Here is a 13,107-nt window from a genome sequence, read left to right as displayed (position 1 = left end):
CTACCCGGTCCCGGCCCCTAGGCTGGACGCGTGGAGAGTACGGGATCCGGGAACGAGCTGGGCGCATTCCTGCGCGCGATGCGGGAGCGACTGTCGCCGGAAGCGGCCGGGCTCCCCAGCGTCGGCACCCGGCGCACGCCGGGGCTGCGACGGCAGGAGGTCGCGCAACTCGCCGCGGTCAGCATCGACTGGTACATCCGGCTGGAACAGGGGCGGGTCGGGACGCCGGGGGCCTCGGTTCTCGACGCCCTCTCGGAGGCGCTGCGGCTCAGCGATGCCGAGCGGGCGCATCTGCATCTCATCGCGCGCGGCGCGCAGCCGCCGGCCCGTCGTACCGTCCAGCCACCGGCCTCGCTGCTCGCCATCCTCGACGGCATGCCGTCACTCCCGGCGTATCTGAGCGACTTCCGGCTCGACGTGCTGGCCCGCAATACCGCCGCCGCGGCGCTGTTCGGCCCGGATTTCGGCCCCGGTGTCAATGTCGCCCGGCTGACCCTGCTCGATCCGGGCATCCGCGCCACCCAGCTCGACTGGGAGCGGGTCGCGCGCGAGACCGTCGGCAATCTGCGCCGCAATCTGGCCCGGCATCCGGACGACCCCCGGCTGCGCCAGGTGATCGACGGATTGCGTTCGGAGAGCGAGGAATTCGCCACCTGGTGGGACGACCACACGGTGCAGGACCGCAGCCACGGCAGCAAGCGGATCCGCCATCCCGAGTTCGGTGACCTGACCGTCTGCTACGACAACCTGACCAGCCCGGACGGCGCCGACCACGGCATCACCGTGCTCACCCCCGCCGACGAGGCCTCGGCGGCGGTGCTGCGCGCCGTCCTCACCGATCACGCGAACCGCCTGGGCGGCACCCGCCTTCGACCCGTCGCGGGATAGTCCTGGCAAGATGGCTGAATGATTGCCACCATGCTGGCGGTTGCCATCTCCCTGGTGTGCTGGGCACTGCTGGCCACCAAGTTCGACCAGTGGCGCATCAGCGCGCCCATGGTGACGGTCGCCGCGGGCGTCGTGGTCGGGCTGATGGTGCGAGACTCGATCGGCGAGACCCTCGACACCGAGATGGCGCTGCACGCGGCCGAAGTCGTGCTCGCCGTGCTCTTGTTCATCGACGCCACCGAGGTGCGCGGCGGATTGTTCGGCCGCAATCCCGGTGCGGCGGTGCGGCTTCTGCTCATCGCGCTGCCGCTGAGCCTGGCGGCGGCGGTCGGCCTCGGACTGTGGTTGCTGCCCGGTTCCGGATGGGCGCTGCTGCTGGTGATCGCGTGCGTGGTGGTGCCCATCGACTTCGCGCCCGCGGCGGCGATTCTGCGCGACAAGCGAATTCCGGTGCGGGTGCGCAACATCCTGAATGTCGAGAGCGGCTACAACGACGGCATCGTCTCCCCGATCATCGTCTTCGCGCTGGCCGTCGCGGGTGGCGCGGGCAAGGACCAGACGCCGTGGGAAGCGCTCGGCACCGCGGGACCCCCGGCGCTGAAGGCGCTACTGGTCGGCGCGGGATGCGGTGCGGCACTGGCCTTCCTGACCAACCGCGCCGATGCCGCGCGCCTGATGAGCCTGCAGTCCAAGCGGCTCATCATGGTGGCCGCCCCGCTCGGCTCCTACGCGCTCTCGGTGAGCGTCGGCGGCAACGGCTTCGTCGCGGCCTTCGTCTGCGGCTTCGTGATCCACCGCGTACGCCGGACCGAGGAGCACCAGCGCGAACTCGAACTCATCGACGACATCGGCTTCCTGCTCACCGCCATCATGTGGTTCGTCTTCGGCGCGACGGCGGTCTTCGTGCTGTGGGGAGGCACGAATTGGCGGCTGCTCCTGTTCTGCGCGGCGGTCCTGACGGTCGTGCGCATCGTCCCGGTCATGGCCTCGCTCATCGGCTACCGCCTCACCTGGGTCGAGGACTTCCTCATCGGCTGGCTCGGCCCGCGCGGCACCACCTCGATCGTGTTCGGTCTGCTGGCCTTCAACCAACTCCGCGGCGACAATGCCGAACTCGCGCTGTCGGCCATGGTCATCACCGTGCTGGGCAGCGTCGTGCTACACGGCCTCGGCTCACCATTGACGGCCCGCGGCTACCGCCGCCGCATGGCCGCGAAACGAACCTGACCCCGAATACACAAAACCCCCGACTCTCTGGCGAGAGCCGGGGGCCGAGTTGTGTCTCAACCACACAGTCGGGGTGACAGGATTTGAACCTGCGACCTCTTCGTCCCGAACGAAGCGCGCTACCAAGCTGCGCCACACCCCGTGAAGCGAACCTGGAGTAGCTTAGCGCACGGGTGGTCCAGACGTTAAATCGGCTGGTCAAGTGCTCTAAAGCAGGCGGAAAGTGGCGAACAGCTTACGCGCGAAATCGGCCGTGACCGAGCGATCCGTGCCCGTGTCGGCGAGCAGCACCAAGACCAGTGAGCCCTTGCCGGCGGTGCCCACGCTGAGGGCGAAGGTGTAGACCGAGTAGGTGGTGGCGCAGCCCGCCGGCGCGGTGAACGCGCCGCTGGTCTCCAGGAAGACGCCGTGCAGCGGGCCGTCGGTGGTGTCCAGGGGTTGTGCGGCGCCCGCGGTGAGCGAGGTCTTGGTGGAGTAGCCGACGCGGGCCGCGTGCGCGCCCACGTCGGTGGCCGCGGTGGTCGCGTCGTCGATCTCCGAGGTGGTCAGAAACATGCTGGTGCGCACATTGTTCGGGCAGTAGTCCACGCCCTCCTGCGCGAAGCCCACGGCCGAGAGATTGTCGGTGGTCGTGCCGTAGGTGGACTCGCTCTGATCGATGGCCCAGTCCTTGGGGATGTCCCAGGCGGCCTGCACATCCTTGGGCGCGTCCACCTGGTAGCCCGAAATCTGGGGCGTCAGCGTGGAAGTCGGTCCCGTGGTGGTCGTGCGCGGAGCCGAGGTGCTCACCCGGGTGGTCGGGGAAGGCTTGGCGGAGCTGCTGGGCGATGCGGGGCCGCCGGGGTCGTTCATCACCACCACGATCGCGACAACGGCGACGATGACCACCACCAGTGCGCCCAGGCCCGCGAGCAGCCAGATGCGCCCGCGTCCGCCGCCGGGCGGTGGAGTGTAGCCGTTGGGCGGGAACATGTTCGGGCCCGTGGCATACGGATTCTGCATCGGCGGAACGGGATTCGGACCGGTGCTGTACGGCGCTGACTGATAGGGGTTCGGCCCGGACTGATACGGGCTCGGTCCCGTCTGCGGATTCGGCCCGGAGACATAGGGATTCGGTCCCGTGTACGGATATGTCGGCGGCGGTTGGACCGGGCTCGGTGTGGCGTGTCCCTGGCTCGGTGGTCCCTGCCACCAGTCCCCGCTGGATGTCGTCTTCTCCGGATCGATGTTCCGGTCGTCGGTTCCATCGCTCATCGTCGGACCCCCTGTCGGACGAGTCGTACTGCCGCCCTTACTGAATCGGGCGAATGCTGGCGAGAATCTTCTTGGCCGAAGCCGCGTCCACCGCCTGGTCCACCCCGGTGTCGGCCGCGATGGTGAACACGAAGGCGCCATTGTCGCCGGGGAAGGCGAAGGTGTAGATCGAGAACGTCGAGGCACAGCCCGCGCCCGACGGCTGGGCGTTGCCCTTGGTCTCCAGGTAGATGCCCTGCAGCTGTCCGTCGGCGGACTGGAAGGACTCCGGCGCGCCGGCGGTCGTGCCGGTCGCGGTGGACCAGCCGATGCGGCCCAGCCGGGTCCCGATGTCAGCGGCCGCCTTGGCCGGATCCGTCTCGTCGGACTGGGTCAGGAAGACGTTGGTGCGCACGTTCTTCGGGCAGTAGTCCACCCCGTCCTGCGCCAGCCCGGCCACCGGGATGGAATCGGATCCGGAGCCGAAGGCGTTCTGGCCGGTGCGATCCACCTTCCAGGCGGGCGGAATATCGTATGCCGCACCGTTGTCCGGGATCGTCACCACCTGGTACCCGGGGATCACCGCGGTCGGCGTGGACGTCGGCTTCGCGGCCGAGGTCTTGGTCGGCGTGGGCCGGTCGGACCCGCTCGGCCTCGCGGTCGTCGAGGTGAGCGCACTGATCAGCGAGGGCGTGGTGCTCGACTTCGCCGATGGCTCAGAGGAATTCCGGTTCACCAGCGCGACGATCACGACGGCGGCGACGATCGCCACGACCAGTGCTCCCAGGCCCGCGAACAGCCAGACGCGGCGCTTGCCGCCACCGGGCGGCGGGGGATAGGGCGGCTGGCCGCCGTAGCCCGGCGGTGGGGCGCCGAAAGCCTGGGTCGGCTGGTATTGCGGCGGCTGATACGGCTGGCCGTACTGGCCGCCCGTGATGGGGGTCGTCGGCTGGTAGCCAGGTTGACTCCAGGTCGGATTCGACTGCGGGGCAGACGGATACACCGGCGGCTGCTGTGGCTGCTGCTGCCACGTCGGTTCCGGCGCCGGCGCGCCCTGCCACCAGTCCGGATTCGGGTCCGGCTGACCGGGCTGGTCATTTCCACTGGTCACGGTTGCCCCCTGACTGACGACTACTTACCGCTGTATATCGCGGCGGGCGCTCACCGCGCGACAGCCTCCGACGACGCGGTGCGCCCGCGCCCGGACTCGGCGATCGGCTTCTTCGGCGGCGCGCCGACCAGGGTCAGCAGGGTCGCCTCCGGACGGCAGCAGAACCGGTACGGGGCCCACGGCGAGGTGCCCAGGCCGGCCGACACGTGCAGCCGGGTGTGCGCACCCCAGCGCGAGGCGCCCTTCACCCGGGCCCGGTCGATTCCGCAGTTGGTGACCAGCGCACCGAAGCCCGGCACACACAGCTGCCCGCCGTGGGTGTGGCCGGCCATCACCAGGTCGTAGCCGTCGGCCGCGAAGCGGTCCAGCACCCGCGGCTCGGGGGAGTGGGTGAGTCCGATGCTCAAGTCCGCCAGCGGATTCGGTGCGCCCGCCACGGTCTCGTAGCGGTCCCGCTTCAGGTGCGGATCGTCCACGCCCGCCGTCGAGATCTTCACCCCCGAGACCTCGAGATCGCGGCGCACGTGCGTCAGGTCCAGCCAGCCCCGCTCGGTGAACGCGGCCCGCAGGTCCTGCCACGGCAGCGGATCGCCGAAGACGCGCTTGTGGTCCTTCTTGAAGTACTTGAGCGGGTTCTTCGGCACCGGCGCGAAGTAGTCGTTCGAGCCGAACACGAAGATGCCGGGGCGCGCCAGCAGTCCGCCCAGCGACTGCACCACGGCCGGCACCGACTTCTGGTGCGAGAGATTGTCCCCGGTATTGACCACCAGATCCGGCTCCAGCCGGTCCAGCTCGCGCAGCCAGGCCTGCTTCAGCTGCTGGCCGGGCATCATGTGCAGGTCGCTGATGTGCAGCACCCGTAGGGAGGGTTTGCCCGGTTCGAGCACCGGTAGCGTCGCTTCCCGCAGCGTGAAGGCATTGCGCTCGATCAGGGTCGCGTATCCGATTCCGGCGACCGCGGCGCCAGCGACTCCGAGTGCGGCACGGCTGAGAGCGGAGGTCGAGAAGACGGGCATTTGCCCAGAATAGGCGACCCGGCGGAGAAACATCGAGTCAAATGAGCTGGACCACGCCAGAAGTCCCTCGTACCGTGTCGCTCATGTCGGAACTCAAAACCAAGCTGCGCACGGATATGACCACCGCGATGAAGAGCAAGGACACGCTGCGCCTGGGCACCCTGCGCATGCTGCTGTCGGCCATCCAGAACGCGGAGGTCGCCGGGCGCGAGGCGCGCGAGCTTTCCGATAACGAGATCGTCGCCGTCCTGCAGAAGGAGGCGAAGAAGCGCAACGAGGCCGCCGTCGTCTACGAGCAGGCCGGGCGTGGCGAACTCGCCGCCAACGAGCGCGCCGAAGAGCAGATCATCGACGAGTACCTGCCGACCCAGCTGACCGACGCCGAGGTGGGCGACATCGCCGACACCGCCATCGCCGACGTCGCCGAGCAGATCGGGGAGCGGCCGGGCATGAAGCAGATGGGGCAGGTCATGAAGGCCGCGACGGCGCTGGCCGCCGGGCGCGCCGACGGCTCGCGGATCTCGGCGGCCGTGAAGGCCCGGCTCTAGCGGTCCTCTTTAAACGAAAGGCCCGGAGTGATCGTGTCACTCCGGGCCTTTCGTTTTGCTTGCCCTGCTTACCGCGGGATCGGGATGGGGATCGGGATCGGCGGCAATGCCGGGATCGTGATGCCCGGCAGCCCCGGCACCGACGCGGGCGGCGCGTTCGGCGCGGGCGCCGGAACCTGACTGCCGTCGCTCACGTACAGCGTGATCACCGAGCCGGGAATCGCCGACCCGTTGGGCGAGACGTTCATGACCGTCCCCTTGCCCGCGCCCGGCTGGGTCACCACCGACACCTGGAACCCGGCCGCCACCAGAGCCGCGGTGGCCTCCGCCTGCTGCTGGCCGATCACGTCCGGGATCTGCGAATTGTTCGATCCGCGAACGTACTTGTCGTCCAGCGGCGGCAGCCCGGCGGGCGGGAACTTGTCGAGCACGTTCTTCATCGCACTCAGATAGGTCTTGGCCGGTTCGTTACCGCCGTACAGGTTGCCGCTGCCGCAGCTGCGCAGCGGGCTCGTGCAGATCTCGCCCGGGGTCGGGCTGTCGCCGTAGACGTACGAGGCGCCCGCGAACGAATTGGTGAAGGCCAGGAAGGCCGAGGAGCGGTGGCTCTCGGTGGTTCCGGTCTTCGCGGAGGTCGGGACGTTCCAGCCGACCGAACGGGCGGTGGCCGAACCGGTACCGCTCACCACATCCTGGCTCAGGGCGTTGGCGAGGGTGTTGGCCAGACCCGGATCCACCACCTGCTCGCACGCCTGCTGAGTCAGCGGCACCGACTTGCCGTTGCGGTCCACGACCTCCTTGATCGGCGTGGGCGGGCACCACTTGCCGCTCGAGGCCAGCGTGGCGGCCACATTGGACAGTTCGAGCGCGTTGACCGCCACCGGACCCAGGGTGAACGAACCCAGGTTCTGGTCCTTGACCATGTCGGCCAGGCTCTGGTTGCCGTGGCCGGAGGTGCCGGGCTGAGCGTAGGAGCGCATGCCCAGCCGGACCGCCATGTCCACGGTCGGCTGTACCCCGACGGCCTGGATCAGCTTGACGAAGGCCGTGTTCGGTGAGGTGGCCAGCGCCTCGGTCACCGACATGGAGCCCTTGTAGTTGCCGGCGTTCTTCACGCAGTAGGTCTCGGCCGGGCAGCCCGGGGTACCGGAGTTACCCATGCCCTTGGCCTGGAAGTTCGCCGGAACGTCCAGGGTGGCGCTGATGCCCAGGCCCTTCTCCATGGCGGCGGCCGTGGTGAAGATCTTGAAGATCGAGCCCGCGCCGTCACCGACCATCGAATACGGCTGCGGCTGCACGGTTTGGTGCGCGTTCGAGTCCAGGCCGTAGACGCGGCTCGAGCCCATGGCCAGCAGCGGATGCGAATCCTGGCCGGGCGCGATGATGTTCATGACCTCGGCGATGTCGTCGAGGTTCGGGTTGGCGTTGGCGGCCAGCGAGTCGCGCACCTGATCCTGGACCGCGGGGTCCAGGGTGGTGCGAATCAGGTAGCCGCCCTTCTCGAGCTGGTCGCGGCTGATGCCCGCGTTGTTCAGGTACTGCATCGCGTAATCGCAGAAGAACCCGCGGTCGTTCGCCGCGATGCAGCCGCGCGGCAGGCTCTTGGGCTCGGGCAGCACGCCCAGCGGCGCTTCCTTGTCCTTGCGGTACTCGTCCGCGCGGTCGGGCACGTTCTGGATCAGGGTGTCCAGCACGGTGTTCCGGCGCTCCAGCACGCCCGAGGGGTTGGTGTACGGGTTCAGCTTGGAGCTGGACTGCACCATGCCGGCCAGCATGGCCGACTGCACCGCGTTCAGATCCTTGGCGTCCACGCCGAAGTAGGTCTGCGCGGCGTCCTGGATGCCGTAGGAGCCGTTGCCGAACGGGACCAGGTTCAGATACCGGGTGAGGATCTCGTCCTTGGTGAGCCGCTTGTCCAGCGTCAGCGCCATGCGGATCTCACGGATCTTGCGGGCGGGGGTGGTCTCGGTGGCGGCCCGGCGCTCGGCGTCGGTCTTGGCGACCACGAGCAGCAGGTAGTTCTTCACGTACTGCTGGTCGATGGTCGAACCACCCTGCGACACCTGGCCACCGGAGGTGTTGGTCAGGAACGCGCGGAACGTGCCTTGCCAGTCCACGCCGTGGTGCTGGGTGAAGCGTTTGTCCTCCACCGACACGAGCGACAGCTTCATGTCGTTGGAGATCTTCTCGCTGGGCACCTCGAAGCGTCGCTGCTCGTACAGCCAGGCGAAGGGTGTCCCGTTCGCGTCCACCATGGTCGAGACCGCGGGCACGGTGCCCTCGACCAGTTCGGCGGAGACATTGTCCACGGCGTCCGCGGCTCGGTTGGAGATGAACCCGAAGCCACCGGCGAGGGGGAACAGCAGACCGGCGAGCAACACCGCGGCCAAGACGCACGCGCCTGCCAGTCTCCAGAGCGTTCGTGTGATCGGCACGGGCCCTAGCCTAATTGGCCTTTCGGACACTCGGTGTTCGCCCGTCGGGGTGTCCATTCGTCCTAAAAGAGACGGACTGCCCGGTTCCGTGCAACGAATGCGTGGACGGACGTACCAGAAAATCTCGGGACGGTCTTGCGCAGGCCATGCACCTTTACCTAGATTGAGAACCCAGTGTGATAGAGCTAACACTCAAAGTGGAATGTGGTGCAGAACGCAGTGGGGTTGGGTAACTGCGCGCTGCACTCGCGATTCTGGAGCGCCGTTGACCCGGTGTTCGGACTGCAAAGGGGCACACCAAATGCACATGACTACCCCGATCGCTCGATTGGACGTGGAGCAGGCCGAAGCGAGAATCGCCTGGGTTTCCCAGGCCCGATGCAAGGAAGTGGATCCCGACCAGCTGTTCGTGCGTGGCGCCGCGCAGCGCAAAGCGGCCACCATCTGCCGGCACTGCCCGGTCCTGATGGAGTGCGGGGCGGATGCCCTGGACAACCGCGTCGAGTTCGGTGTGTGGGGCGGCATGACCGAGCGGCAGCGCCGTGCGCTGCTGAAACAGCATCCGGAGGTGACGAGTTGGGCGGACTTCTTCCGCGTCCAGCGATCACAGAAGGTAGCGATGTAACCGAGTATCCCTTACCCAGATCCCCCCTATAAGCAGAACGGATCGAGCCCGCGGAAGCGGGCTCGATCCGTGTCCGGGGTCAGATCGGGCATACGTCGCAGATGGGTCGAAAGCCCTCGGCGTGTCAGGCGGACTTGGCAGAACCTGCGTCTACCAGCTGATCGCCGACCGCGCGTAGCGCTTCCAGGTCGGCGACCTCGAACGGCAGCGTGGTGACGGCCACCATCGGGACACTCGGGTGCGCGCCCGTGAAGCGGTGCAGCAGATGCTGTTCCCGCTTGGCGGTGGCGGCACGGCGAGCGTGGATGCGCAGTACCGCGGCCGCGAGCGACTCGGGCGTGTCCGAGTCCGGCTCGGAGCCATTGCCGTTCGGTGACGTCAGGGGGGCTAGACGGTCCGCGGCGACCTGAGCCTCCTCCGCGGACAGGCTGCTCAGCACCGGATGCGTCCGATTCAGCACCAGACCCGCCAGCGGCATCTTGTCGTGCGAGAGCCGATCCACGAAGAAGCTCGCCTCGCGCAACGCGTCCGGCTCGGCCGCGGCCACCACCAGGAAGTGGGTGCCGGGCCGCGAGAGCATGGCGTAGGTGCGGTCGGCGCGATCCTGGAAACCGCCGAACATGGACTCCAGTGACTGCAAGAAGACACTGGCGTCTTTGAGTAATTGCCCGCCCACGATGGTCGAGACGCCGCGCAGCGCCAAGCTCATGGCACCGGCCACGAACTTCCCGACCCCGCGGCCCGGCGCCATGATGACGCGGATCATCTTGCCGTTGAGGAAATTCCCCAGCCGCTTCGGCGCGTCGAGGAAGTCCAGCGCATTACGCGAGGGCGGGGTGTCGACCACGATCAGGTCCCATTCCCGCTTGGACGCCAGCTGTCCCAGCTTCTCCATCGCCATGTACTCCTGCGTGCCACCGAAGGAGGACGCCACGGTCTGGTAGATGGGGTTGGCGAAGATCTGCTCGGCCTTCTCGGGGCTGGTGTGCTCGAGCACCATCTCGTCGAACGTGCGGCGCATGTTCAGCATCATGGCGAACAGCTCGCCCTTGGCGTCGGAGCCGAGCTCGACCTTCTGCGGCACGTTTCCGAGGTCGCTCACGCCCAGCGACTGGGCCAGTCGGCGCGCCGGGTCGATGGTCAGCACCACGACCTTGCGGCCCGACTCCGCCGCGCGCAGCGCGATGGCGGCGGCCGTCGTCGTCTTGCCCACGCCGCCGGAACCGCAGCACACCACGATGCGGGCCGACGGATCGGCGATGATCTTCGAGATGTCCAGGGGCACAGTGCCTGCCGGAACGACCATGACTAGCGAACCCCCTGCGCGCTCAAGACTTCGGCCAGCTCGTAGAGCCCGCCCAGATCCATGCCGTCGGTCAGCGACGGCAGGTACAGCCGCGAGATGTCGACCGCCGACAGCTCGGCGGCGCTCTCGTCCTGGGCGGCCAGTCGCGCGGAATGCTCCACGGTCTCGGCGACCAGGCCCTGGAAATCGGCCTCGGACAGGGTGATTCCGGCCTCGGCCAGTCCGGCCTTCAGGGCGTCGGTGTCGATCTCGCCGGTGGCGGCGCGTTCGCGGACCGAGCGCGGCAGGTAGCCCTCGCTCGCCCGATTCACGATCACCGTGCCGATATTCAGGTCATTGGCCGTGAGTTCGGCGATGGCGTCGGCGGTTTCCTGCACCGGCAGCGCTTCCAGCAGCGTGACCAGGTGAATCATGGTCTGCGGCGAGTGCAGCAGCTTGGAGACGCCCTCGGCCTGCGAGGCGATCGGCCCGCCGCCGGCGATCTCGGCCATGGCCTGGGTGACGTCCAGGAAGCTGGCGATGCGGCCGGTCGGGGGCGCGTCGATGACGATCTCGTCGTAGGCCGGCTTGCCGGTCTTCTTGTCCACCCGGACCGCGCATTCCTTGATCTTGCCGGTGAGGATGACGTCGCGCAGACCCGGCGCGATGGTGGTGACGAATTCGATGGCCCCGACCCGCTTCATGGCGCGACCGGCGAAGCCCAGGTTGTAGAACATGTCGAGGTATTCCAGGAAGGCGTGCTCGACATCGAGTGCCAGCGCGATCACCTCGCCGCCGCCGTCCGCGGTGGCGATGCGAGTCTCGGTGGGCGGCAACGGCGGCAGATCGAACAGCTGCGCGATGGACTGCCTGCCCTCGACCTCGACCAGCAGCACGCGGCGGCCCCCCGCCGCGAGTGCCAGGGCCAAGGCCGCCGCGACCGTCGACTTACCGGTCCCACCCTTGCCGGATACGTAATGCAGGCGAGCCTTGTCCGCTCGCTCCGGCCACCCTGCTTCGACCCCCGGCTCAACCGAAACGGGCACTGCTATCGGTACTCCCACGCTCGCGAGCCTATAACTCGTTCTGGATTCCTGCCCACAGGACTCGGCAACTGTCTGATACACCACTCGGGACTTGTATTTCCCAATCCCGCAGCGTAGTCGGAGGGTCCGGGGAACTGGGGTTACCTCGCCGGGGCTAGTCTCAGGCCATGAGTGATGTGACCGTGTGGGAATACGCCACCGTGCCGCTGTTGACCCATGCCACCAAGGCGATTCTGGACCAGTGGGGCGCCGACGGATGGGAACTCGTCACCGTGCTTCCCGGGCCCACCGGCGAACAGCATGTCGCCTACCTGAAGAGGAGGAAGGGCTGATGGGTTGGGCCGAGAACCTGAAGGAACTCGGGCTCGAACTGCCGCCGGCTCCCAAGCCTGTCGCGGTGTACGTGCCCGGTGTCCGGTCCGGCAACTACGTCTACACCTCGGGTCAGCTGCCGTTCGTCAACGGTGAACTGCCGCTGACCGGCAAGCTCGGCGCGGAGATCAGCATCGAGCAGGGCGCGGAAATGGCCAAACTGGCCGCGCTCAACGCACTTTCGGTCGTGCACGATCTGGCCGGGCTCGACAATGTGGTGCGCATCGTCAAGGTGGTCGGCTTCGTGGCCTCCGCGGCCGGGTTCAACAGCCAGCCGCTGGTCATCAACGGTGCGTCCGAGCTGCTCGGCGCGGTGCTGGGCGATGCCGGAGTGCACGCGCGCTCCGCGGTCGGCGTCAACGAGCTGCCGCTGAACACCCCGGTCGAGGTGGAACTCATCGCCGAGGTGCGATAACCCCGAAACGCTTGGGGCACAGTCGAAAACGTGATGCGTTCAACCCTGGACGCATCACGCTCGGTGCATTAGGACGAAAAGATGACGCTCACCCATCCCGCGTATGGCCAACTGCGGCAAGTGACTCCGTCCGCCGCCGTCGTGCTGGCCGACAATCCCAGCGGAATGACGTTGCAGGGCACCAACACCTGGCTGCTGCGCGCGCCCGGCGCCACGGAATACGTTCTGGTCGACCCGGGCCCGAAGGACCGCGAGCACACCGCGAACCTGGTGCGTGAGACCGGCGGGAACATCGCGCTGACCCTCATCACCCACCATCACGCCGACCACACCGGCGGCATCGACCATCTGGTCAAGGCCACCGGAACCCCGGTGCGCGCCAAGGAAACCGAATTCCTGCGCGGCACCGACGAAATCTTGGCTGACGGCGAGGTCATCGAAGCCGCCGGACTGCGCATCACCGTCCTGGCCACCCCCGGCCACACCGAGGACTCGCACAGCTTCCTGCTCGACGGCCCGGACGGCGAACGGGCCCTGCTCACCGGCGACACCGTCCTGGGCAGCGGCACGACCGTCCTGGAATCCCGAGACGACGCGCTGGCGGACTATCTGGACTCGCTGAACCGGCTCGCGGCGGTCGCCCCGGGGCGGCATCTGCTCCCGGCCCACGGTCCGGACCACGCCGACGCCGATCCGGTCATTCGCTACTACATCGCGCACCGCGAGGAGCGGCTGAACCAGGTTCGCGCGGCCCTGGAGAAGCTCGGGCCCAAGGCGGGCTCGCTGCGGATCGTCGCCGAGGTCTACGCCGATGTGGACAAGCGGCTGTGGCCCGCCGCCCAGAGCTCGGTGAAAGCTCAACTGGCCTACCTGCGCTCACGAGGCTAGAAACACGAGAGGACCGGG

General features: G+C 68.0%; 13 protein-coding genes and 1 tRNA gene. 7 read left to right on the top strand and 7 right to left on the bottom strand.

The window, feature by feature from the left end:
• The first annotated feature begins 30 nt into the window (after positions 1–30).
• Together GPX89_RS20100 and GPX89_RS20095 are read left to right on the top strand one after the other, a co-directional pair.
• A complete protein-coding gene (locus tag GPX89_RS20100; protein ID WP_328602054.1) occupies positions 31–888 on the top strand; it encodes a helix-turn-helix transcriptional regulator in 858 nt (285 codons plus the stop codon).
• A gap of 18 nt (positions 889–906) precedes the next feature.
• A complete protein-coding gene (locus GPX89_RS20095) occupies positions 907–2,115 on the top strand; it encodes a cation:proton antiporter (RefSeq protein ID WP_157389044.1) in 1,209 nt (402 codons plus the stop codon).
• A 68-nt stretch (positions 2,116–2,183) separates the two neighbouring features.
• On the opposite strand, the gene GPX89_RS20090 is transcribed toward GPX89_RS20095, so the two are convergent.
• The 4 genes from GPX89_RS20090 to GPX89_RS20075 form a co-directional block, all read right to left on the bottom strand.
• A tRNA-Pro gene (locus GPX89_RS20090) sits at positions 2,184–2,257 on the bottom strand.
• Between the two features lie 65 nt (positions 2,258–2,322).
• The gene (locus GPX89_RS20085; protein ID WP_157389043.1) at positions 2,323–3,117 is read right to left on the bottom strand and encodes a hypothetical protein; all 795 of its coding nucleotides are present in this window, start codon (positions 3,115–3,117) and stop codon (positions 2,323–2,325) included.
• Positions 3,118–3,406: 289 nt separating this feature from the next.
• A complete protein-coding gene (locus GPX89_RS20080) occupies positions 3,407–4,459 on the bottom strand; it encodes a hypothetical protein (protein ID WP_157389042.1) in 1,053 nt (350 codons plus the stop codon).
• 50 nt (positions 4,460–4,509) lie between these two features.
• Positions 4,510–5,475, bottom strand: coding sequence for a metallophosphoesterase (locus GPX89_RS20075; RefSeq protein WP_157389041.1), 966 nt, complete (start codon positions 5,473–5,475; stop codon positions 4,510–4,512).
• Positions 5,476–5,558: 83 nt separating this feature from the next.
• Here GPX89_RS20075 and GPX89_RS20070 point away from each other — a divergent pair, with 83 nt between their 5' ends.
• On the top strand, positions 5,559–6,023 hold the full coding sequence (locus tag GPX89_RS20070) for a GatB/YqeY domain-containing protein (RefSeq protein ID WP_157389040.1): 465 nt from the start codon (positions 5,559–5,561) through the stop codon (positions 6,021–6,023).
• 68 nt (positions 6,024–6,091) lie between these two features.
• Here GPX89_RS20070 and GPX89_RS20065 read toward each other — a convergent pair whose 3' ends face one another.
• Complete coding sequence (locus GPX89_RS20065) at positions 6,092–8,458, bottom strand: transglycosylase domain-containing protein (RefSeq protein ID WP_328602053.1); 2,367 nt, start codon at positions 8,456–8,458, stop codon at positions 6,092–6,094.
• Positions 8,459–8,759: 301 nt separating this feature from the next.
• Between GPX89_RS20065 and GPX89_RS20060 the strand changes: the two genes are divergently transcribed.
• Positions 8,760–9,083, top strand: coding sequence for a WhiB family transcriptional regulator (locus GPX89_RS20060; protein WP_033089817.1), 324 nt, complete (start codon positions 8,760–8,762; stop codon positions 9,081–9,083).
• 124 nt (positions 9,084–9,207) lie between these two features.
• On the opposite strand, the gene GPX89_RS20055 is transcribed toward GPX89_RS20060, so the two are convergent.
• On the bottom strand, positions 9,208–10,389 hold the full coding sequence (locus GPX89_RS20055) for an ArsA family ATPase (protein ID WP_157389038.1): 1,182 nt from the start codon (positions 10,387–10,389) through the stop codon (positions 9,208–9,210).
• A gap of 2 nt (positions 10,390–10,391) precedes the next feature.
• Positions 10,392–11,414 (bottom strand): ArsA-related P-loop ATPase, encoded by a 1,023-nt coding sequence (locus tag GPX89_RS20050; protein WP_328602052.1) that lies wholly within the window; start codon positions 11,412–11,414, stop codon positions 10,392–10,394.
• Between the two features lie 167 nt (positions 11,415–11,581).
• Between GPX89_RS20050 and GPX89_RS20045 the strand changes: the two genes are divergently transcribed.
• From GPX89_RS20045 to GPX89_RS20035, 3 genes are all read left to right on the top strand, one after another.
• Positions 11,582–11,746, top strand: a complete 165-nt coding sequence (locus tag GPX89_RS20045) for a DUF4177 domain-containing protein (protein ID WP_157389037.1) — start codon at positions 11,582–11,584, stop codon at positions 11,744–11,746.
• Complete coding sequence (locus GPX89_RS20040) at positions 11,746–12,201, top strand: RidA family protein (protein WP_157389036.1); 456 nt, start codon at positions 11,746–11,748, stop codon at positions 12,199–12,201. Before GPX89_RS20045 ends, GPX89_RS20040 begins: the two co-directional genes overlap by 1 nt.
• An 81-nt stretch (positions 12,202–12,282) precedes the next feature.
• Positions 12,283–13,089: an MBL fold metallo-hydrolase gene (locus tag GPX89_RS20035; protein ID WP_157389035.1), complete on the top strand. Its 807-nt coding sequence runs from the start codon at positions 12,283–12,285 to the stop codon at positions 13,087–13,089.
• The last annotated feature ends 18 nt before the right edge of the window (positions 13,090–13,107 follow it).

The organism is Nocardia terrae, assembly GCF_009760405.1.
GTDB classification, from domain to species: Bacteria; Actinomycetota; Actinomycetes; order Mycobacteriales; family Mycobacteriaceae; genus Nocardia; species Nocardia terrae.
This window is presented reverse-complemented; position numbering and strand designations above follow the sequence as displayed.